This is a genomic window from Pseudomonas sp. P20, from assembly GCF_016463925.1.
GTDB classification, from domain to species: Bacteria; Pseudomonadota; Gammaproteobacteria; order Pseudomonadales; family Pseudomonadaceae; genus Pseudomonas; species Pseudomonas aeruginosa.
In genome coordinates this window covers 64,497-84,723 of the sequence record NZ_JAEMVM010000029.1, presented here as the reverse complement: position 1 = coordinate 84,723, position 20,227 = coordinate 64,497, and the positions used below count along the sequence as shown (strand labels likewise).

The 20,227-nt window shown below is 69.3% G+C and carries 17 protein-coding genes; 15 read left to right on the top strand and 2 right to left on the bottom strand.

The window, feature by feature from the left end; genetic code table 11:
• The first annotated feature begins 55 nt into the window (after positions 1–55).
• The 8 genes from JHD77_RS27270 to JHD77_RS27235 all read left to right on the top strand — a co-directional run bounded on the left by JHD77_RS27270 (position 56) and on the right by JHD77_RS27235 (position 9,409).
• Positions 56–961: an AraC family transcriptional regulator gene (locus JHD77_RS27270; protein ID WP_003089438.1), complete on the top strand. Its 906-nt coding sequence runs from the start codon at positions 56–58 to the stop codon at positions 959–961.
• 157 nt (positions 962–1,118) lie between these two features.
• Complete coding sequence (locus JHD77_RS27265) at positions 1,119–2,429, top strand: ABC transporter substrate-binding protein (RefSeq protein WP_003105362.1); 1,311 nt, start codon at positions 1,119–1,121, stop codon at positions 2,427–2,429.
• A 75-nt stretch (positions 2,430–2,504) separates the two neighbouring features.
• Positions 2,505–3,437 carry a carbohydrate ABC transporter permease gene (locus JHD77_RS27260; RefSeq protein ID WP_003105364.1) on the top strand — a complete coding sequence of 311 codons (933 nt, stop codon included), beginning with the start codon at positions 2,505–2,507 and terminating at the stop codon, positions 3,435–3,437.
• 10 nt (positions 3,438–3,447) lie between these two features.
• Entirely contained in the window at positions 3,448–4,281 is an 834-nt protein-coding gene (locus JHD77_RS27255; protein WP_003105365.1) for a carbohydrate ABC transporter permease, read from the top strand.
• 39 nt (positions 4,282–4,320) lie between these two features.
• On the top strand, positions 4,321–5,433 hold the full coding sequence (locus tag JHD77_RS27250) for an ABC transporter ATP-binding protein (protein ID WP_003115000.1): 1,113 nt from the start codon (positions 4,321–4,323) through the stop codon (positions 5,431–5,433).
• 22 nt (positions 5,434–5,455) lie between these two features.
• Positions 5,456–6,931: a mannitol dehydrogenase family protein gene (locus JHD77_RS27245; protein ID WP_003105368.1), complete on the top strand. Its 1,476-nt coding sequence runs from the start codon at positions 5,456–5,458 to the stop codon at positions 6,929–6,931.
• A complete protein-coding gene (xylB, locus tag JHD77_RS27240; protein ID WP_073698776.1) occupies positions 6,928–8,436 on the top strand; it encodes a xylulokinase in 1,509 nt (502 codons plus the stop codon). Before JHD77_RS27245 ends, xylB begins: the two co-directional genes overlap by 4 nt.
• A 40-nt stretch (positions 8,437–8,476) precedes the next feature.
• On the top strand, positions 8,477–9,409 hold the full coding sequence (locus JHD77_RS27235) for a carbohydrate kinase family protein (protein WP_016561907.1): 933 nt from the start codon (positions 8,477–8,479) through the stop codon (positions 9,407–9,409).
• Positions 9,410–9,451: 42 nt separating this feature from the next.
• Here the strand turns inward: JHD77_RS27235 and JHD77_RS27230 are convergent, their stop codons facing one another.
• Positions 9,452–10,687, bottom strand: coding sequence for an NAD(P)/FAD-dependent oxidoreductase (locus JHD77_RS27230; RefSeq protein ID WP_191519445.1), 1,236 nt, complete (start codon positions 10,685–10,687; stop codon positions 9,452–9,454).
• Positions 10,688–11,105: 418 nt separating this feature from the next.
• On the opposite strand from JHD77_RS27230, the gene JHD77_RS27225 reads away from it, so the two are divergent.
• From JHD77_RS27225 to JHD77_RS27195, 7 genes are all read left to right on the top strand, one after another.
• Positions 11,106–12,341, top strand: coding sequence for an SfnB family sulfur acquisition oxidoreductase (locus tag JHD77_RS27225; protein ID WP_003106870.1), 1,236 nt, complete (start codon positions 11,106–11,108; stop codon positions 12,339–12,341).
• Positions 12,342–12,351: 10 nt separating this feature from the next.
• Positions 12,352–13,575, top strand: a complete 1,224-nt coding sequence (locus JHD77_RS27220; protein ID WP_016852880.1) for an SfnB family sulfur acquisition oxidoreductase — start codon at positions 12,352–12,354, stop codon at positions 13,573–13,575.
• A gap of 17 nt (positions 13,576–13,592) precedes the next feature.
• Positions 13,593–14,981: an LLM class flavin-dependent oxidoreductase gene (locus JHD77_RS27215; protein WP_016852879.1), complete on the top strand. Its 1,389-nt coding sequence runs from the start codon at positions 13,593–13,595 to the stop codon at positions 14,979–14,981.
• Between the two features lie 31 nt (positions 14,982–15,012).
• A complete protein-coding gene (locus JHD77_RS27210) occupies positions 15,013–15,807 on the top strand; it encodes a MetQ/NlpA family ABC transporter substrate-binding protein (protein ID WP_003115004.1) in 795 nt (264 codons plus the stop codon).
• Positions 15,804–16,913, top strand: a complete 1,110-nt coding sequence (locus JHD77_RS27205) for a methionine ABC transporter ATP-binding protein (protein ID WP_010895607.1) — start codon at positions 15,804–15,806, stop codon at positions 16,911–16,913. The genes JHD77_RS27210 and JHD77_RS27205 overlap by 4 nt, the downstream gene beginning before the upstream one ends.
• Entirely contained in the window at positions 16,897–17,550 is a 654-nt protein-coding gene (locus JHD77_RS27200) for a methionine ABC transporter permease (protein WP_003111646.1), read from the top strand. The genes JHD77_RS27205 and JHD77_RS27200 overlap by 17 nt, the downstream gene beginning before the upstream one ends.
• 177 nt (positions 17,551–17,727) lie before the next feature.
• Positions 17,728–18,855: a glycerophosphodiester phosphodiesterase gene (locus JHD77_RS27195; protein WP_003122702.1), complete on the top strand. Its 1,128-nt coding sequence runs from the start codon at positions 17,728–17,730 to the stop codon at positions 18,853–18,855.
• Positions 18,856–18,920: 65 nt separating this feature from the next.
• On the opposite strand, the gene zapE is transcribed toward JHD77_RS27195, so the two are convergent.
• Positions 18,921–20,075: a cell division protein ZapE gene (gene zapE, locus JHD77_RS27190; protein ID WP_003122701.1), complete on the bottom strand. Its 1,155-nt coding sequence runs from the start codon at positions 20,073–20,075 to the stop codon at positions 18,921–18,923.
• Positions 20,076–20,227 lie beyond the last annotated feature (152 nt).

Below are 20,227 nucleotides of genomic sequence, written 5' to 3'. Positions count from 1 at the left end.
AGCCCCGCCGCTTCGGGCTAGGATGTGCCTTCGTTCCCCCGGTCGGCCCGCGCCCATGCCCAGAGCCAGCAAAGTCACCGATCCGTCCTACGAGCTGATGGACGATCACGAAGGCCATTCGCTGATCTACCGCCAGCACGGCTTCCCCAGCCCGCTGGTGCGCTGGCACTTCCACAAGGAATACGAGCTGCACCTGATCGTCGCCAGCTCCGGCAAGGTATTCATCGGCGACTACATCGGCAACTTCGCCCCCGACACCCTGTTCCTCACCGGTCCCAACCTGCCGCACAACTGGATCAGCCAGGTTGAGCCCGACGAGGTGGTGGCCCGGCGCGACATGCTGGTGAACTTCACCGACGAGGTGCTGGAGGACGGCAGCGGCGTATTCTCCGAGCTGAACCGCCTGGCCCCGCTGCTGGCGCGGGCGCGCTACGGCATCGAGTTCCGCGACCCGGCGCTGATCGGCGAAAGCCGGCGACTGTTGCAACGCATCGCCGACAGCGGCGGCATGACCCGCCTGGGATACTTTTTTATCCTCATGGAACAGCTCGCCGAATGCGAGGACTACCAGTTGCTCTCTACCGTCACTTCCTCGCAACTGGCCGACGAGCACAACGTCGAACGGATCAACCGGGCGGTGGACTACATCTTCCAGCACTACGCCCAGGACCTCACCCAGGAGCAGGTCGCCGCCCACCTGGGCATGACCCCCACCTACTTCTCGCGCTTCTTCAAGCAGGCCGCCGGGCGCGGCTTCGTCGAGTTCGTCAACCGCCTGCGCATCAGCAAGTCCTGCGAGCTGCTGGCCCGCAGCGAGCTGCCGGTGACCGAGGTGTGCTTCGAGTCGGGCTTCAGCAACCTGTCCAATTTCAACCGGCGCTTCCAGCAGCTCAAGGGCATGACGCCCACCGGCTACCGGCGCCTGGTGACCCAGCGGCTGACCGAGCAGAACCTGCTCTGAGCCTCCAGCGCCCCACCCCGGCGGTGCAAAAAAGTATCGGTCGAAGTGCAGTCGAGGCTTTGTCGGTTGCGTGACGCGCCTGTGTAATCGGCAGCGAGCGACACAAAAACAATAATGTCTTCCGCGCCGCCCGCCGGCCCGGAAGAGGAGTTCACCGATGAACGACTCGATCAAGGCCTGCCTGGCCGCCGCCTGCCTCGCCCTGCCCCTGCTGGCCCAGGGCGCCGAGACCCTGACCATCGCCACGGTCAACAACAACGACATGATCCGCATGCAACGCCTGTCCAAGGTGTTCGAGGAAAGCCACCCGGACATCGCGCTGAAATGGGTGGTGCTCGAAGAGAACGTCCTGCGCCAGCGCCTGACCACCGACATCGCCACCCAGGGTGGACAGTTCGACCTGCTCACCATCGGCATGTACGAAGCCGCGCTGTGGGGCGCCAAGGGCTGGCTGGAGCCGATGAGCGGGCTGCCCGCCGACTACGCCCTGGACGACCTGTTGCCCTCGGTGCGCGACGGTCTCTCCGTCAAGGGCACGCTGTACGCCCTGCCGTTCTACGCCGAAGCCTCGATCACCTACTACCGCAAGGACCTGTTCCAGCAGGCCGGGCTGCGGATGCCCGAGCAACCGACCTGGACCCAGCTCGGCGAGTTCGCCGCCAGGCTCAACCGCCCGGACCAGGGCCAGTACGGTATCTGCCTGCGCGGCAAGGCCGGCTGGGGCGAGAACATGGCGTTGATCGGCACCCTGGCCAACGCCTTCGGCGCACGCTGGTTCGACGAGCGATGGCAGCCCGAATTCAGCGGCGGCGAATGGAAGAAGGCTCTCGACTTCTATGTCTCCACCCTCAAGCGGTACGGCCCGCCCGGCGCCTCCAGCAACGGATTCAACGAGAACCTGGCGCTGTTCAACAGCGGCAAGTGCGCGATCTGGGTGGACGCCAGCGTCGCCGGTTCGTTCGTCACCGACAAGAGCCAGAGCAAGGTCGCCGACGCCACCGGCTTCGCCTTCGCCCCCCGGGAAGTCACCGACAAGGGCGCCTCCTGGCTGTATTCCTGGGCCCTGGCGATTCCCGCCAGCTCGCGCGCCAAGGACGCGGCGAAGGCCTTCGCCACCTGGGCCACCTCGCAGGCGTACGGCAAGCTGGTGGCGGACAGGGAAGGCGTAGCCAACGTGCCGCCCGGCACCCGCGCCTCGACCTACAGCGAGGCCTACCTGGCCGCCGCGCCGTTCGCGCGGGTCACCCTGGAATCGCTGAAGCGCGTCGATCCCAACCATCCGACGCTGAAGCCGGTGCCCTATGTCGGCATCCAGTTGGTCACCATCCCCGAGTTCCAGGCCATCGGCACCCAGGTCGGCAAGCTGTTCTCCGCCGCCCTCACCGGGCAGATGAGCAGCGACCAGGCGCTCGCCGCCGCGCAGCAGAGCACCGCCCGCGAGATGAAGCGCGCCGGCTATCCGAAGTAGTCCGCCGCCGGGCGCAGCCGCGCCCGGCGCGGCGCTGCTCGAGCGCTTGTCCTTGAAGATCCAGACGGAGTCGCCATGAACACCTCGGCCCTCGATACCCCGCTCCCGGCCCGTCCCGCCCGCCGCCGTCTCCAGCGCCGCCGGCGCGGCCCTGGCTGGCTCCTGGTCAGCCCCTCGGTGGCGCTGCTGCTGTTGTGGATGATCGTGCCCCTGGGCATGACCCTGTATTTCTCGCTGATCCGCTACAACCTGCTGTATCCCGGCGAGAATGCCTTCGTCGGCCTGGAGAACTTCACCTTCTTCGTCACCGACGCCGGCTTCCTGCCCGGCGCGCTGAACACCCTGCTGCTGGTGGGCAGCGTGCTGGCGATCAGCGTGGCGTTCGGCGTGCTCATCGCCGCGCTGCTGGAGGCCGGCGAGTTCTTCGGCCGCGGCGCGGTGCGGGTGTTGCTGATCTCGCCGTTCTTCATCATGCCGACGGTGAGCGCGCTGCTCTGGAAGAACCTGATCTTCCACCCGGTCTCGGGCATCCTCGCCGCCGTCTGGCGCCTGTTCGGCGCCGAGCCGGTGGATTGGCTGGCGCACTATCCGCTGCTGTCGATCATCCTCATCGTCTCCTGGCAATGGCTGCCCTTCGCCATCCTGATCCTGATGACCGCCATGCAGTCCCTCGACCAGGAGCAGAAGGAGGCTGCCCGCCTCGACGGCGCCGGTCCGCTGGCGATCTTCTGGCACCTGACCCTGCCGCACCTGGCGCGGCCCATCGCGGTGGTGCTGATGATCGAGACGATCTTCCTGCTCTCGGTGTTCGCCGAGATCTTCACCACCACCAGCGGCGGCCCCGGCTACGAATCGACCAACCTCGCCTACCTGATCTACAACCAGGCGCTGCTGCAGTTCGATGTCGGCATGGCCTCGGCCGGGGGCCTGATCGCGGTGCTGATCGCCAATATCGCCGCCATCGTGCTGGTGCGGATGATCGGCAAGAACCTTACCGAGCGCAGCTGAGGAACCCGCCATGCTGACACTCAAGCAATCCCGCCGCCTGCGCAATGCCCTGCTCGGCCTGCTCTGCTGGGGCATCGCCCTGCTGCTGTTCTTCCCGATCTTCTGGATGCTGCTGACCAGCTTCAAGAGCGAGATCGACGCCTTCGCCACGCCGCCGCAGTTCATCTTCCAGCCGACCCTGGAGAACTACCTGCACATCAACGAGCGCAGCGACTACTTCGCCTACGCCTGGAACTCGTTGCTGATCTCCTCCTCGGCGACTCTCCTGTGCATGCTCGTCGCGGTGCCGGCGGCCTACTCCATGGCCTTCTTCGAGACCCGCCACACCAAGCGCACGCTGCTCTGGATGCTGTCGACCAAGATGCTTCCGCCGGTCGGCGTACTGATGCCGATCTACCTGCTGGCCAAGCAGTTCGGCCTGCTCGATTCGCGGCTGGCGCTGATCATCGTCTACACCCTGATCAACCTGCCGATCGTGGTCTGGATGGTGTACACCTACTTCAAGGACATCCCCGTGGACATCCTCGAAGCAGCGCGCCTGGACGGCGCCGGCACCTGGCAGGAGATCGTCCGCGTACTGCTGCCGATCGCCCGCGGCGGGCTCGCCTCGACCCTGCTGCTGTCGCTGATCCTGTGTTGGAACGAGGCCTTCTGGTCGCTCAACCTGACCTCCTCGGCCGCCGCCCCGCTGACCGCCCTGGTCGCCTCCTATTCCAGCCCCGAAGGACTGTTCTGGGCCAAGCTCTCGGCCGTCTCCACCCTCGCCTGCGCGCCGATCCTGGTCTTCGGCTGGATCAGCCAGAAGCAGCTGGTACGCGGCCTTTCCTTCGGCGCCGTGAAATGAAGCGCATCCCCATCCTTTCGTCCACGGAGGTATTCCGCCATGGCTGATCTCAAGATCCGCAACCTGCAGAAAGGCTTCGACGGCCAGGCCATCATCAAGGGCATCGACCTCGACGTCCGCGACCGCGAGTTCGTAGTCTTCGTCGGCCCCTCCGGCTGCGGCAAGTCGACCCTGCTGCGCCTGATCGCCGGCCTCGAAGAGGCCAGCGGCGGCAGCATCGCCCTCGACGGCACGGACATCACCGACACCCCGCCGGCGAAACGCGACCTGGCGATGGTCTTCCAGACCTACGCGCTGTACCCGCACATGACGGTGCGCAGGAACCTCTCCTTCGCCCTCGACCTGGCCGGCGTCGACAAGCGCGAGGTCGCCGCCAAGGTCGACGCCGCCGCACGCATCCTCGAACTGCAAGCGCTGCTGGAGCGCAAGCCGCGCCAGCTCTCCGGCGGCCAGCGGCAGAGGGTGGCGATCGGCCGGGCGATCGTGCGCAACCCGAAGATATTCCTCTTCGACGAACCGCTGTCCAACCTCGACGCCGCCCTGCGCGTGCAGATGCGCCTGGAACTGGCGCGGCTGCACCAGGAACTGGCGGCGACCATGATCTACGTGACCCACGACCAGGTCGAGGCGATGACCCTGGCGGACAAGGTCGTGGTGCTCAACGGCGGGCGCGTCGAGCAGGTCGGCTCGCCGCTGGAGCTTTACCACCATCCGGCCAACCTGTTCGTCGCCGGCTTCCTCGGCACGCCGAAGATGGGCTTCCTGCGCGGCCATCTCAGCCGCAACCAGGGCGAGCGCTGCGAGGTCGCCCTCGAATGCGGCGCGCGCGTCGGCCTGCCGCTATGCGCCGGCGAGCTGGCAACCGGCAGCCCGGTGACCCTCGGCATCCGCCCGGAACACCTGAACATCGCCCGCCCGGGCCATGCCTTCCAGGGCCTGCTGCGGGTCGCCGCCGACGTCAGCGAGCGCCTGGGCAGCGACAGCTTCTGCCATGTCCGCGCCGACTCGGGGGAAATGCTCACCCTGCGCGTGCGCGGCGATTTCGCACCGGACTACGGCGCCCCCCTGGAGCTGGGCTTCGATCCGGAGCACTGCCACCTGTTCGATAGCAACGGCCAGGCCCTCGACAAACGACTGCAACAGGCGGCCTGAAGCCGCCAGCGGGAACCCACCGATGAAACTCAACCGGCAGCACCTCCCCCTGCTGGCGACCGCTGTCGCCCGCCCGTCCTACGACCCCGCGCAACTGCGCCAGGGCATCGTCCACATCGGCGTCGGCGGCTTCCACCGCGCGCACCAGGCGGCCTACACCGACGCCCTGATGAACCGCGGCGAAGCCCTCGACTGGGCGATCTGCGGCGCCGGCCTGCGCAGCGACGACCGCGCCATGCACGACGCCCTGGCCGCCCAGGACTACCTCTACACCCTCTACGAGCTGGGCGACCAACCGGACACCGAGGTCCGCGTGATCGGCGCCATCAGCGGCATGCTGCTCGCCGAGGACGGCGCCGAGGCGCTGCTGGAAAAACTTGCCGAGCCGGCCATCCGCATCGTCTCGCTGACCATCACCGAAGGCGGCTACTGCATCGACGATGGCAGCGGCGAGTTCCTCGCCGAGTTGCCGCTGGTGCGCCACGACCTGGCCAACCCGCGGACCCCGCGCGGGGTCTTCGGCTTTCTCTGCGAGGCTCTGCGGCGGCGCCGCGACACAGGCGTGCCGGCGTTCACCGTGATGTCCTGCGACAACCTCCCGCATAACGGCGAGGTGGCGCGCAAGGCGCTGCTGGCCTTCGCCGAACGGCTCGACCCGGGGCTGGCGCGCTGGATCGCGACGCACGTCAGCTTTCCCAACGCCATGGTCGACCGCATCACCCCGATGACCAGCCCCGCCCACCGCCGCCAACTGGCCCAACGGCACGACGTGGAAGACGCCTGGCCGGTGGTCTGCGAACCCTTCGTGCAATGGGTGCTGGAAGATCGTTTCAGCGCTGGGCGCCCGGCCTGGGAAAAGGTCGGCGTGCAGTTCACCGACGACGTCACGCCCTACGAGGAGATGAAGATCGGCCTGCTCAACGGCAGCCACCTGGCGCTCACCTACCTGGGCTTCCTGCGCGGCTACCGCTTCGTCCACGAGACCCTCGGCGACCCGCTGCTGCGTCGCTACGTGCGGGCCTTCATGGACCGCGACGTGGCCCCGCTGCTGGCACCGGTACCGGGGATCGACCTGGAACGCTACAAGGACAGCCTGGTCGAGCGCTTCGCCAACCGCGCCATCGCCGACCAACTGGAACGGGTCTGCTCGGACGGCTCGTCGAAGTTTCCCAAGTTCATCGTCCCCACCGCCAATCGGCTGATCGCCGCCGGCCGGCCGCTGGAACGGGTGGCCCTGGTGGTGGCGGCCTGGGCGCTGTACCTGGGTGGGGTCGACGAGCATGGCGAACGCTACCCGATTCCCGATCCGCGCGCCGCCGAATGCCAGGCGCTGGTTGCCGAACGCCACGGCCTGGGCCGGCGCCTGCTCGGCGTGGAGACCGTGTTCGGCCCGGCGATCCCGGCCTCGGCGGCCTTCGTCGAGGCCTTCGAGCGGCTCTACGACAGCCTGCGCCGACACGGCGTCAGCGAAACCCTGCGCCAGGTACTCGGCGAATGACTCCGGAGGGCCGCATGCACGGATTGTTCCTCGGCATCGATTGCGGCACCCAGGGTAGCAAGGCGCTGCTGCTCGACGCCGGCAGCGGCCGCACGCTGGGCCTGGGCAGCGCCGCGCAGCGCCCGCCGGAAGGCCGCGACGGACGCCGCGAGCAGGACCCGGCGGACTGGCTGGAAGCCATGGCCAGCGCGGTACGCATGGCCCTGGAAGAAGCCGCGGTGGACGGCCGCGAGGTCCGCGCCCTGGCGGTTTCCGCCCAGCAGCATGGGCTGCTCCTGCTCGACGCCGAGGGCCGGGCGCTGCGCCCGGCCAAGCTCTGGTGCGACACCGAGAGCGCGGCGGAGAACCGCGAGCTGCTGGAAGCCCTCGGCGGCCCGGCCGGCTCGCTGGAACGCCTGGGGCTGGTGCTCGCGCCGGGCTACACGCTGTCCAAGCTGCTCTGGAGCAAGCGACGCTTTCCCGAGCTGTTCGCCCGCGTCGCGCATATCCTCCTGCCCCACGACTACCTCAACCACTGGCTCACCGGCCGCGTCTGTAGCGAAGCGGGCGACGCCTCCGGCAGCGGCTACTTCGACGTGCGCCGGCGCACCTGGGCCAGCGACGTGCTGGAGCTGGTCGAGCCGGGCGGACGCCTGGCGGCGGCGCTGCCGGAGCTGATCGAGCCCGGCGCCTGCATCGGCAACCTGCGCCCCGAAGCGGCCGCCGCCCTCGGCCTGGCTCCCCACACGCGGGTCGCCTGCGGCGGCGGCGACAACATGCTCGCCGCCATCGGCACCGGCAACATCCGCCCCGGCCTGCTCACCGCCAGCCTGGGCACCTCCGGCACCCTGAGCGCCTATGCCGAGCGGCCGCTGGTCAGTCCGCACGGCGAGCTGGCGACCTTCTGCGCCTCGTCCGGCGGTTGGCTGCCGCTGGCCTGCACGATGAACCTCACCGGCGCCTGCGGCCTGGTACAGGACCTGCTGCACCTCGACCTCGACGAATTCTCCCGGCTGGCCGCCCAGGCGCCGGTCGGCGCCGAGGGTCTGCTGATGCTGCCGTTCTTCGACGGCGAGCGGGTTCCGGCGCTACCGCACGCCAGCGCCAGCCTGCATGGCATGACCGCGGCCAACCTGAGCCGCGCCAATCTTTGCCGGGCGGTGCTCGAAGGCACCGCCTTCGGCCTGCGCTACGGCCTCGACCTGCTGCGCGCCAGCGGCCTGCCGGGCGAGGAAATCCGCCTGGTCGGCGGCGCGGCGAAGAACCCGCTGTGGCGGCGGACGCTCGCCGACCTGCTCGGCCTGCCGCTGGTCTGTCCGCGGCAGACCGAGGCCGCCGCCCTTGGCGCGGCGCTCCAGGCGGCCTGGAGCCTGGGCCGCGAAAGCGGCGCCGGTGAAAGCCTGGAAGCCCTGTGCCGGCGCTGCGTGGCGCTCGAGGAGTCGACCCGCACCCAGCCCCAGGCGCGACAACAGGCGGCCTACGAACAGGCCTACCGGCGTTACCTGGAGCACCTGCCTCCGCGATAATGGTCGCTTTCCTTCCTCTTCTGGCGTTTTGGAGATCTGCATGTACCTGGTGTGTGGCGAGGCCCTTTTCGATGTCTTCAGCCTGGAAAGCGCTGCGCGCAGCAACGAGCTGGGCTTCACCGCGATCGCCGGCGGCTCGCCGTTCAACGTCGCCGTCGGCCTGCGCCGGCTGGGCGTGGAGGCGGCGCTGTTCGGCGGGCTGTCCAGCGACTACCTGGGCACGCGGCTGCGCCGGGTGCTCGAAGAAGAAGGCGTGGACTGCGGCTTCCTGGTGCCCAGCGACGCCCCGACCACCCTGGCGATGGTCGGCCTCGACGCCAACGGCTCGGCGCAATACCAGTTCCGCGGCGACGGCTGCGCCGACCGCCAGGTGCGCCTGGAACACCTGCCGACGCTGGATGGGCGGATACGCGGGCTGCACGTCGGCTCCTATACCCTGGTGGTGACACCGGTGGCCGACACCCTGCTGGCGCTGGTCCGGCGCGAGAGCGGCCGGCGCCTGGTCAGCCTGGATCCCAACGTGCGCCTCGACCCGCAGCCGGACATCGACCTCTGGCGGCGCCGGGTCGAGGCCTTCGCCAGTCATGCGCACCTGATCAAGGCCAGCGAGGAAGACCTGGCCCTGCTCTACCCCGGCCGCGCCCCCGGCGAGGTGGCCCGCGACTGGCTGAACTCGCGCTGCCGGCTGGTCTTCGTCACCCACGGCGGGGCCGGCGCCAGCGTGCACTGCGCCCACGGCAGCTGGAGTCGCCCGGCGGATACCGCCCTGCCACTGCGCGATACGGTCGGCGCCGGCGATACCTTCCAGGCGGCGACCCTCGCCTACCTCCGCCGCCTCGACGCCGACAGCCCGGCCGGGCTAGCCGCGCTGTCGCGGGAAGCGATCGACGCGATGCTCGCCTTCGCCATCCGCGCGGCGGCGGTCACCTGCTCGCGGGTGGGGCCGGACCTGCCGTTCGCCCACGAGCTTTGAGGCCGGCCGTGCGGAGGGTCAGGCCGAGGGCTGCCGCCCGGTCTAGCGCCCCGGCCGCGCCAGCCACTCCCGGCCCTTGAGCATGGCGTTCCAGTACACCCAGGGCAGTACGTGGCGCTTGAGCAGCCAGGCGAAGCGGCTGGCCGCGGTGGACTCCAGCGGGAAGGTCGGCAGCAGCTTGCCGGCATAGCCGAACTCCGCCAGCACTACCCGGCCGCGCTCGACGGTCAGCGGACAACCGCCGTAGCCGTCGTAGCGCAGCGGCAGGCCACGGCCGCTGCGCAGGCCGAGAAGGTTCTCGGCCACCACCACGATCTGCTTGCGCGCCGCCGCCGCGGTCTTCGCGTTGGCGGTGCCGCAGACATCGCCGAGGGCGAAGATCTCGCCATGACGGACATGTTGCAGGGTCGCCGGGTCGACTTCGCACCAGCCGGCCGCGTCGCCCAGGCCGCTGGCGGCGACGAAGGTCGGCGGCAGTTGCGGCGGCACCACGTGCAGCAGGTCGAAGTCCTTTTCCGCCAGATTGGTGTTGCCGTCGGCGTCCTTCACCTCGAACCAGGCCTTGCGCGCCGCGCCGTCGACCTTCACCAGGTTGGAATTGAACGCCAGCTCGGCCGAATACTTGCGCACGTACTCCATCAGCGGCGGAACGAAATCGGCGACACCGAACAACGCCGCGCCGGCCAGGTCGAACTCGACCTCGATGTCCTGCAGCACGCCCTCCCGCAGCCAGTGGTCGCAGGACAGGTACATGGCTTTCTGCGGCGCCCCGGCGCACTTGATCGGCATCGCCGGCTGGGTGAACAGCGCCTTGCCGCCGCGCAGGCCGCGCACCAGCTCCCAGGTGTAGGGCGCCAGGTCGTAGCGGTAGTTGGAGGTGACGCCGTTGCGCCCCAGGGTCTCCTCCAGGCCCTCGATGCGCTCCCAGGCCAGGCGCAGGCCGGGGCAGACGATCAGGTTGCGGTATTCCAGGCTGTCGCCGCCCTCCAGCAACAGTCGGCGCGCCTCGGGGTCGACCCGCTCGACGCGGGTGCGCAACCACTCCACGCCGGGCGGGACCAGCCCGGCCATCGGCCGCGCGGTGTCGCCCTGTGCGTAGGCGCCGCCACCGACCAGGGTCCAGCCCGGTTGGTAGTAGTGGGTGTCCGCCGGCTCGATCAGGCTGATACGCAACCCCGGCGAACGTTTCAGCAGGCTGGCGATCACGCCGATGCCGGCCGCGCCGCCGCCGATCACGGCGATGTCGGTGGTGAGTTCTGAAGCGTTAGCGCTCTGCATGGGAGTTCCTTCGACGATCCGAGTGGGTGGACGCGCGCCAGGCCGCCGCGCGCGAAACCCTATCACCCTAGCAGCACGGCGCCGGCGCGCGGCATCCGGCTGTAATCCGCCGGTAACTGTTGCCCTGGCAACAGCGGAGCAACAGGCAGCGCCCGCGGACCAGCAGAAACTGTTGGAGAAAACCTCCAACTCTTTGATTTTTCTATGGATTAGCAAACGGCACGGCTTGTGCAAACAGACCCGGCAGAGGCTTGGCGATCGCGCCAGCCACCTATCCGAACTGCCAGAGGTGCCCAGCGAGCATGTCGTTACCGCCTGTTTCCCCTCCCTCCTCCAGGCGTTCCACCCGCACCACCGAACCCGCGAGCCGCGCCACACCGATGCCGCTGGCGGAACCACCACGCTGCAAGGCTGAACCATGACCGACGAAACCGCACCCAAGGATCTTCGTGACCAGGCGCCCCGGCTACTCCCGGCACGCCTCATCGAGAACGACGCCCAGGCGTTGCAGGCCGCCCACGAGGTAGCCGGACTGGCCCGTCGCGAAGCGGCGCTACGCGACCGCGAACGACGCCTGCCCTGGCAGGAACTGGAACTCTTCACCCGCCTCGGCCTGGGCGGCATCGGCATTCCCCGCGCCCATGGCGGCGCGCAGGTTTCCCATGTGACCCTGGCCGAGGTGTTCCGTGTCATCTGTGCCGCCGACCCGGCCCTCGGACAGATTCCGCAGAACCAGTTCGGCCTGCTCAGCGTGATCGACAACGTCGCCAGCCCGGCGCAGAAACGCAAGCTGTTCCGTGGCATCCTCGACGGCCGCCGGCTGGCCAACGCCGGCCCGGAGCGCAATACCCGCCACACCCTGGAGCTGAAGGCGCGGGTCCGTCGCGACGGCGACGGCTACCGGGTCAGCGGCGAGAAGTTCTACTCCACCGGAGCCTTGTTCGCCCACTGGGTGGCGGTCAAGGCCATCGACGAGGAAGAACGCGCGGTGATGCTCTTCGTCGAGCGCGGCGCTCCCGGCCTGCGCATCGTCGACGACTGGTCCGGCTTCGGCCAGCGCACCACCGCCAGCGGCACGGTACTGCTGGACGAGGTTCCGGTAGCCGGCGACATGCTGATCCACAACGGCCTGCTGGCCGAGATCCCGAGCCTCCAGGGCGCCGTCTCGCAACTGATCCAGGCCGCCATCGACGCCGGCATCGCCCAGGCGGCGCTGGACGACGCCCAGGCTTTCGTCCGCGAACGCAGCCGGCCCTGGATCGACGCCCAGGTCGAACGCGCCAGCGATGAGCTCTACAGCATCGCCGAGGTCGGCCGCCTGCAAATCGAGCTGCACGCCGCCAACGCCCTGCTGGAGAAGGCCGGCCAGGTCCTCGACGAAGTGGCCGCGCGGCCGGTGGACGCCGAGTCGGCGGCACGCGCCTCGATCGCCGTGGCCGAGGCCAAGGTGCTGAGCACCGAGATCAGCCTGGCCGCCAGCGAGAAGCTCTTCGAGCTGGCCGGCAGCCGTGCCACGCTCGCCGAGTTCAACCTCGACCGGCACTGGCGCAACGCCCGCACCCATACCCTGCACGACCCGGTGCGCTGGAAAGTCCACGCGGTCGGCGACTACTACCTGAACGGCGCCCGTCCGGCGCGTCACTCATGGATCTGAGGAGCGCCCGATGAGCCTCGCACACGCTACGCGCGACAATCCCACGGCCGCTGCCCATCGCATCGGCAGCGACGACGAAGCCCTGGAAACGGCCCGCGAGCTGGCCGCCCTGTTCGCCCGCGAAAGCATCCAGCGCGACCGCGAGCGGCGCCTGCCGCTGGAAGAACTGGAACTGTTCTCCCGCTCCGGCCTGTGGGGCATCGCGGTGCCCCGCGAATACGGCGGGGCCGGCGTCTCGCGGGTGACCCTGGCGAAGGTGGTGGCGATCGTCAGCGCCGCCGACAGTTCCCTGGGGCAGATTCCGCAGAACCATTTCTACGCCCTCGAAGTGCTGCGGGTGAACGGCTCGCCGGCGCAGAAAGGTCGCCTGTTCGGCGCCGCCCTGGCCGGCGAGCGTTTCGGCAACGCCCTGGCCGAGATCGGCACGCGTACCGCCAGCGAGCGCCGTACCCGCCTGCGCGCCGACGGCGACGGCGACGGCTACCGCCTGGACGGGCGCAAGTTCTACTGCACCGGCGCACTCTACGCGCAGCGGGTGCCGACCCTGGCGGTGGACGACGAGGGCCGCCAGCAACTGGCCTTCGTCCCGCGCGACAGCGCCGGGCTGGAAATCGTCGACGACTGGTCCGGCTTCGGTCAACGCACCACCGGCAGCGGTTCGGCGCTGTTCGACCGGGTAGCGGTGGCCGCCGAGGACGTGGTCTCGTTCCAGGACGCCTTCGAGCGCCCGACCACCGTCGGCCCGCTGGCACAGATCCTCCACGCGGCGATCGACGCCGGGATCGCCCGCGGCGCCTTCGAGGACACCCTGCGTTTCGTCCGCGAGCGCGCCCGGCCCTGGGTCGACTCCGGCGTCGACAAGGCCAGCGCCGACCCACTGACCATCCACGAGATCGGCCGCCTGGCGATCCGCCTGCACGCCGCCGAAGCGCTGCTGGAGCGTGCCGGGCGGGTGCTCGACCGGGCCACCGCCGAGCCGGACGCGGAAAGCGTGGCGGCCGCCTCGATCGCCGTCGCCGAAGCCCGCGCGCTGACCACCGAGGTCGCCCTGCTGGCCGGCAGCAAGCTGATCGAGCTTGGCGGCAGCCGCGCCTGTCTCGCCGAACTCGGTCTCGACCGCCACTGGCGCAACGCCCGCGTACACACCCTGCACGACCCGGTGCGCTGGAAGTACCACGCGGTCGGCGACTACTACCTCAACGGCCGCCTGCCGCCACGCCGCGGCACGCTCTGAACGCCGAAGGAACCGCCATGAGCAAGAAGCAGATTCTCCTAAACGCCTTCAGCATGAATTGCGTCGGCCATATCAACCACGGCCTCTGGACCCACCCACGCGACCGCTCCAGCGACTACCGCAAACTGCGCCACTGGACCGAGCTGGCCCGGCTGCTGGAGCGCGGCCTGTTCGACGGCCTGTTCATCGCCGATATCCTCGGCGTCTACGACGTCTACCAGGGCGGCATCGAGGTGACCGCCCGCGAAGCCGTCCAGTTGCCGGTGAACGACCCGCTGATGCTGGTCTCGGCCATGGCCGGGGTCACCGAGCACCTGGGTTTCGGCGTCACCGCCAACCTCACCTACGAGGCGCCCTACCCGTTCGCCCGGCGGCTCTCGACCCTCGACCACCTGAGCGACGGGCGGATCGGCTGGAACATCGTCACCGGCTACCTGGAAAGCGCGGCCAAGGCCATGGGCCAGTCCGCGCAGATCGAGCACGACCGCCGCTACGACCGCGCCGACGAGTACCTGGAGGTCCTCTACAAGCTCTGGGAGGGCAGCTGGGAAGACGACGCGGTGCTCGCCGACCGCCAGCGACGGGTCTACGCGCGGCCGGAGAAGATCCACAAGATCCGCCACCATGGCGAGTTCTACCAGGTCGAGGGCTACCACCTCGCCGAGCCCTCTCCACAGCGCACCCCGGTGCTGTTCCAGGCCGGCTCCTCGGAGCGTGGCCTGGCCTTCGCCGCGCGCCACGCCGAATGCGTGTTCGTCTCCGGACAAACCCGCGAGGCCACCCGCCAACTGGTGCAGCGCATCCGCGCGGCGGTGGTCGGCGCCGGCCGTCGCGCCGAGGACATCAGGATCTTCATGGGCATCAACGTGATCGTCGCCGCCACCGCGGCCGAGGCCCGCGACAAGCATGCCGAGTACCGCCGCTACGCCAGCCCCGAGGCCGGCCTGGCGCACTTCGCCAGCTCCAGCGGCATCGACCTGTCGCGCTACGGGCTCGACGAGCCGATCCGCTACGAGAAGAACAACGCCATCGAGTCGGTGGTGAAGAACCTCACCGTGGCGCGCACCGACTCCACCGTGCGCAAGCTCCTCGACCAGTTGGCCCTGGGCGGCCGCTACGTGACCCTGGTAGGCGACCCGCGCCAGGTCGCCGACGACCTCGAAGGCTGGATCGCCGATACCGGCCTGGACGGCTTCAATCTGACCCGCACCGTGGAGCCGGAGAGCTACGCCGACTTCATCGACCTGGTGGTGCCCGAGTTGCAGACACGCGGCAGCTACAAGACCGCCTACGCACCCGGCACCCTGCGGGAGAAGCTCTTCGGCGGCGGCCGCGCGCGCCTGCAGGCGGAACACGCCGGCGCCGCCTTCCGCCAGCCCCCGGCCGCGCGCCAGCGCCAGGCCTGACCCCACTTTCCCTTTCGTTCAGGAGCCCACCATGCTGAACACCCTGAAAACCCTGAGCCTGGCCGTCCTCCTCGGCAGCGGCCCGGCCCAGGCCGCCGACGCCCCGCTGAAGATCGGCACCACCGCCGCCTTCGCCCCGCCGCTGGAAGTCGCCGTGAGCGAAGCCGGCAAGCAGGGACTGAAGGTCGAACTGGTCGAGTTCAGCGACTGGAACGCCCCCAACATCACCCTCGCCCAGGGCGACATCGACGCCAACTACTTCCAGCACGTGCCCTTCCTGGAAAACGCCAACCGCGAAGGCGGCTTCCAGTTGAAGCCGTTCGCGCCGGGGATCATCAACAACGTCGGGCTCTATTCGAAGCGCTACGCCAGCCTCGCAGAGTTGCCGGAAGGCGCCAGCGTGGCCATCGCCAACGACCCGATCAATGGCGGCCGCGGCCTGCAACTGCTACAGAAGGCCGGCCTGCTGAAGCTCAGGGACGGCGTCGGCTACAAGGCGACCCTCGACGATATCGTCGACAACCCGAAGGACATCCGCATCACCGAGCTGGAGGCGGTGCAACTGGCGCGCGCCCTCGACGATTTCGACCTGGCCCAGGGTTACCCGCACTACCTGCGCCTGGCCGGGACCATCGACCCGACCCGGGCACTGCTGTTCGACGGGATCGACAACCGGGAATACGTGATCCAGTTCGTCACCCGCGGCGACTACCAGGACCGCGACGGCCGCCTGGCGCGCTTCGTCGACATCTACCAGCATTCACCGGTGGTCCGCGCCGCGCTGGACAAGGCCCATGGCACGCTGTACCAGCCGGGCTGGGAGTGACGGCCATGACCGTTCCCCCGAGCCTGCTGCCCCTCGAACCGTTCCCGACGGCGCCCGACACGCGCGCCTCCACGCCGCACATCCGTCTCCACGGCCTGGGCAAGCGCTACCCCGGTGGAGTCCAGGCCCTGCGGGAGATCGACCTGGAAATCCGCCGCGGCGAAGTGTTCGGCATCATCGGCCGCAGCGGCGCCGGAAAGTCCTCGCTGATCCGCACCCTCAATCGCCTGGAGCGTCCCAGCGAGGGGCAGGTGCTGATCGACGACGAAGACATCGGCGGCTACGACGGCCAGCGCCTGGTCGCCCTGCGCCGACGCATCGGCATGATCTTCCAGCACTTCAACCTGATGTCGGCCAAGACCGTGCGGCAGAACATCGCCCTGCCGCTGCGGGTGGCCGGGGTGCCCCGGGCACGGATCGAGGAGCGGGTCGCCGGGCTGCTGCAACTGGTCGGCCTGGAGGAAAAACGCGACGCCTATCCGGCACAGCTCTCCGGCGGGCAGAAACAGCGCGTCGGCATCGCCCGCGCGCTGGTGCACCAGCCGCAGATACTGCTCTGCGACGAAGCCACCTCGGCGCTGGACCCGGAGAGCACCCAGGCGATCCTCGCGCTGCTGCGCGACATCAACCGCCGGCTGGGCCTGACCATCGTCCTGATCACCCACGAGATGGCGGTCATCCGCGAGATCTGCGACCGCGTGGTGGTCCTCGAATGCGGCCGCATCGTCGAACAGGGCGAAGTCTGGGAAGTCTTCGGCGATCCGCGCCATGCCGTCACCCGAAGCCTGCTCGGCAGCCTGCGCGCCGCCCTCCCGGCCGACCTCCAGGCGCGCCTGCGCCAGGCTCCCGGCGCCGGCGACCCGGTGCTGCTCGATCTCCAGTACACCGGCGCCAGCCGACGGGTGCCGGACCTGCTGGCCATCGCCAGGGCCATCGGCCAGCGCGTCGACCTGCTCCACGGCGGCATAGAGCGTATCCAGGGCCGCGCCCTGGGGCGCCTGCTGCTACAGGTCGGCGCGCCGCCCGGCGAGCTTCCCGGCGTGCTGGCCAAGGCCGCGCTGGTGGCGGACAAGGTGGAGGTGCTCGGCCATGTCGCCCATGCTTGAACGGCTCTGGCAAGGTTTCCTCGATACGCTGCTGATGATCGGCGCGTCCTCCGCCATCGTCCTGCTGGTGGGTATCCCGCTGGCCCTGGTGCTGGTCACCACCGGGCCGGGCGGGATCTTCGAGGCGCGCCTGCTCAATCGCATCCTGGGCGGTCTGGTCAACGTGCTGCGCTCGGTACCCTTCCTGATCCTGATGGTGGCGCTGATTCCCTTTACCCGGATGATCGTCGGCACCAGCTATGGAGTCTGGGCCGCGGTGGTGCCGCTGACCATCGCCGCCACGCCGTTCTTCGCGCGGATCGCCGAGGTCAGCCTGCGCGAAGTCGACCACGGCCTGGTGGAGGCGGCCCAGGCGATGGGCTGCGAACGCCGCCACATCATCTGCAACGTACTGTTGCCGGAGGCGCGACCGGGCATCGTCGGCGGCTTCACCATCACCCTGGTGACCATGATCAATTCCTCGGCCATGGCCGGTGCGATCGGTGCCGGCGGCCTGGGCGACCTGGCCTACCGCTACGGCTACCAGCGCTTCGACACCCAGGTGATGCTCACCGTGATCATCGTCCTTGTGCTGCTGGTCACGTTGATCCAGTTCGGCGGCGACCGCCTGGCCCGCCTGCTGAACAAACGCCTGTAGAATCCGCCCTCCCGGCCTGGGAGGGCTGGCGCTTTACCGAGGGCGACAGGAACCAGCGTCGCCGCGACAGCGCATCTTTCCCCGCGCCGGACAGACCTGTATCTGTCGTCCTCCGGTCATCCGGCGACGCCAGACTGGTCGGCAATCCCGTGAAAAAGAAAGAAGGAAAGGCGCCTCATGCGGCAAAGATTCTGGCAAGGAACATTCAAGACCCTGGGCCTCCTCGGCCTGACGGCGGGGCTCGCCGCCCAGGCCGCGGAGCCGTCCGGCAAGGCCCTCAGCGCCGCCGCCGGCGTGCCCTGGCCGGCGGTCATCGCCCACCGCGGCGCCTCGTACGACGCCCCCGAGGAAACCGCCGCGGCCTACCTGCTGGCCCGCGACCTCGGCGCCGACTACCTGGAAGCCGACGTGCAGCGCAGCCGCGACGGCGTGCTGGTCGCCCTCCACGACGACACCCTGGAGCGCACCACCGACGTCGCCGAGGTCTTCCCGGAGCGCGCCAAGGACCCGGTGAGCAGCTTCACTCTCGCCGAACTCAAGCGCCTGGACGCCGGCTCCTGGTTCAATCGCGCCTTCCCCGAGCGCGCCCGGCCCGGCTTCGTCGGCCTGCGCATCCTCACCCTCGACGAGATGCTCGACATCGCCGAGGGCGGCGCCAACAAGCCGGGCCTGTACCTGGAGACCAAGGTACCGGCGCAATTCCCCGGCATCGAAGACGACCTGCGCAAGCTGCTGGAACGCCGCGGCTGGCTGCAACCCCGCGAGCGCGCCGCCGCCGGGCATGTCGACGTGGCCCACGGCAATGGCCGGGTGATCCTGCAGACCTTCGAGAAGAGCAGCCTGGAGCTGCTGCAAGAAAGCATGCCGCAAGTGCCGAAGATTCTCCTGCTGTGGCTCGGCGACGGTTACCTGGAAGCCCGTTCGCCAGTGACCTTCAAGGAATCCGGGGAAACCGACAAGGCGGCCTTCTACGCCAGGCAGGAAGTGAAGTCCGAAGCCGAGTTCGGCGCCTGGCTGGACTGGGCCAAGGCCCACGGCGCGCTGGGCACCGGGCCCTCGGCGACCCTCAGCGAACGCGGCGAACAGAGCTACGCCGACCTGGTGAAACCCTGGATGAACCGCATGACCCACGCGCGCGGGTTGTTCATCCATGCCTACTCGGTGGACTCGGCGGAAGACTTCAAGGCCCTAGGCGCGGCCGGCGTCGACGGTTTCTTCACCAACCGCACCTCGGAACTGCTGAAGTTCCAGGGCCGCCCGGCGGCGCAAGACATGGACGCGCTGCTGCGCCGGCACGGCTACTGAGCCTCGGCCTGGCCGGCGGATGAGCGCGGGCGGCCATCCGCAGTTCCCGCTTCGGCGGCGCGGCGCTAGCCGGCGCTGTCGCTGCCGAAGCGTGCCAGCTGCATCTCGCGCAGCCGGCTGAGGGTGCGACGGAAGGCGAAGGCCAGGTAGCCCTCGGTATAAAGTGCCTCCAACGGCACCCTGGCCTCCAGGTAGAGCGGCACCTTGCGGTCGTAGCATTCGTCCACCAGGGCGATGAAGCGCCGCACGCCGTCGTCGTGCACCGACAACTGCGGCAATTCGCGATCACCCGCCTCCACCAGTTGCGCGCCGTCCTCGGTGCCACGGGCTATGCGGCCTTCGCGCTGGCTGGCGCTCAGGCACGGCAGGTCGTCCATCAGGATCGCCCGGTAGCGGTCGCAAAGGCCGATGAAGTCCAGTGCCGACAGCGGCGCCTCGCAGAGCTGCGCATAGCTGCACCAGAGCACCGATTCGCTGTGCCGGTGCACCGCCAGCGGGCGGTGCCCCAGTTCGATGGGCTGCGTGGATGCCGCTTCGCCGGCACTCAGGCGCGCGAAGAGTTCGGCGAAACCGCTCGCCTGCCCCGCCTCCACCACCCAGTAGCGTTGCTCGGCCCGGCCGGGATGCAGGCGGTGGTCCTGGCCGCCATCCACCGCGACCACCGCCATGTGCCGCTGGATCGCCTCGATCGCCGGGAGGAAGCGTTCGCGGTTGAAACCGTCGGCGTACAACTGCTCCGGTGGCTGGTTGGAAGTGGCCACCAGCACCACGCCCTCCTCGAACATGATGCGCAGCAGGCTGCCGAGCAGGATGGCGTCGCCGATATCGCTGACGAACAGCTCGTCGAAGCACAGCACCCGCACGTCCCGCGCCAACTCGCGGGCCAGGGCGCGCAACGGGTCGGCTGTACCGGTCAGTTCGAACTGGCGCTGGTGCACCCATTGCATGAAGTGGTGGAAGTGCTGGCGCCGCGCGGGCACGCGCAGGCACTGGTAGAAGTGGTCCATCAGCCAGGTCTTGCCGCGTCCTACCGGTCCCCACAGGTAGACGCCCTGGATCGCGCCGTGGCGGTGCGGCTCGTGCAGGGCCTGGAAACAACGCTCCAGCGCCTCGGCTGCGCGCCGCTGCGCCTCGTCGGGAGCGAAACCGCGCTGTTCCACGGCCTGACGATAGGCGGCGAGCGGCGACATGGCCGGCAGATCGGGAGAGGTATCGGGCATCGGGCGGTTCCACCTGGCGCAGAGCGCGGAGCCAGACGCTCCGCAAAGCGCCGAGTCTACTGCGCCCGACTGGGTTTGGGCGAATGCCGCAGCGCCGGCACGGCGGATAGTCGCGGGAGGTTGGCCGAATAACCGCTTGCGCTTATCCGAGC

What these genes read in the sequence shown, in the direction of transcription:
- JHD77_RS27270 (WP_003089438.1), top strand. Translation starts at nt 56, where the DNA reads ATGCCCAGAGCCAGCAAAGTCACCGATCCGTCCTACGAGCTGATGGAC.
- JHD77_RS27265 (WP_003105362.1), top strand. Translation starts at nt 1,119, where the DNA reads ATGAACGACTCGATCAAGGCCTGCCTGGCCGCCGCCTGCCTCGCCCTG.
- JHD77_RS27260 (WP_003105364.1), top strand. Translation starts at nt 2,505, where the DNA reads ATGAACACCTCGGCCCTCGATACCCCGCTCCCGGCCCGTCCCGCCCGC.
- JHD77_RS27255 (WP_003105365.1), top strand. Translation starts at nt 3,448, where the DNA reads ATGCTGACACTCAAGCAATCCCGCCGCCTGCGCAATGCCCTGCTCGGC.
- JHD77_RS27250 (WP_003115000.1), top strand. Translation starts at nt 4,321, where the DNA reads ATGGCTGATCTCAAGATCCGCAACCTGCAGAAAGGCTTCGACGGCCAG.
- JHD77_RS27245 (WP_003105368.1), top strand. Translation starts at nt 5,456, where the DNA reads ATGAAACTCAACCGGCAGCACCTCCCCCTGCTGGCGACCGCTGTCGCC.
- xylB (WP_073698776.1), top strand. Translation starts at nt 6,928, where the DNA reads ATGACTCCGGAGGGCCGCATGCACGGATTGTTCCTCGGCATCGATTGC.
- JHD77_RS27235 (WP_016561907.1), top strand. Translation starts at nt 8,477, where the DNA reads ATGTACCTGGTGTGTGGCGAGGCCCTTTTCGATGTCTTCAGCCTGGAA.
- JHD77_RS27230 (WP_191519445.1), bottom strand. Translation starts at nt 10,687, where the DNA reads ATGCAGAGCGCTAACGCTTCAGAACTCACCACCGACATCGCCGTGATC.
- JHD77_RS27225 (WP_003106870.1), top strand. Translation starts at nt 11,106, where the DNA reads ATGACCGACGAAACCGCACCCAAGGATCTTCGTGACCAGGCGCCCCGG.
- JHD77_RS27220 (WP_016852880.1), top strand. Translation starts at nt 12,352, where the DNA reads ATGAGCCTCGCACACGCTACGCGCGACAATCCCACGGCCGCTGCCCAT.
- JHD77_RS27215 (WP_016852879.1), top strand. Translation starts at nt 13,593, where the DNA reads ATGAGCAAGAAGCAGATTCTCCTAAACGCCTTCAGCATGAATTGCGTC.
- JHD77_RS27210 (WP_003115004.1), top strand. Translation starts at nt 15,013, where the DNA reads ATGCTGAACACCCTGAAAACCCTGAGCCTGGCCGTCCTCCTCGGCAGC.
- JHD77_RS27200 (WP_003111646.1), top strand. Translation starts at nt 16,897, where the DNA reads ATGTCGCCCATGCTTGAACGGCTCTGGCAAGGTTTCCTCGATACGCTG.
- JHD77_RS27195 (WP_003122702.1), top strand. Translation starts at nt 17,728, where the DNA reads ATGCGGCAAAGATTCTGGCAAGGAACATTCAAGACCCTGGGCCTCCTC.
- zapE (WP_003122701.1), bottom strand. Translation starts at nt 20,075, where the DNA reads ATGCCCGATACCTCTCCCGATCTGCCGGCCATGTCGCCGCTCGCCGCC.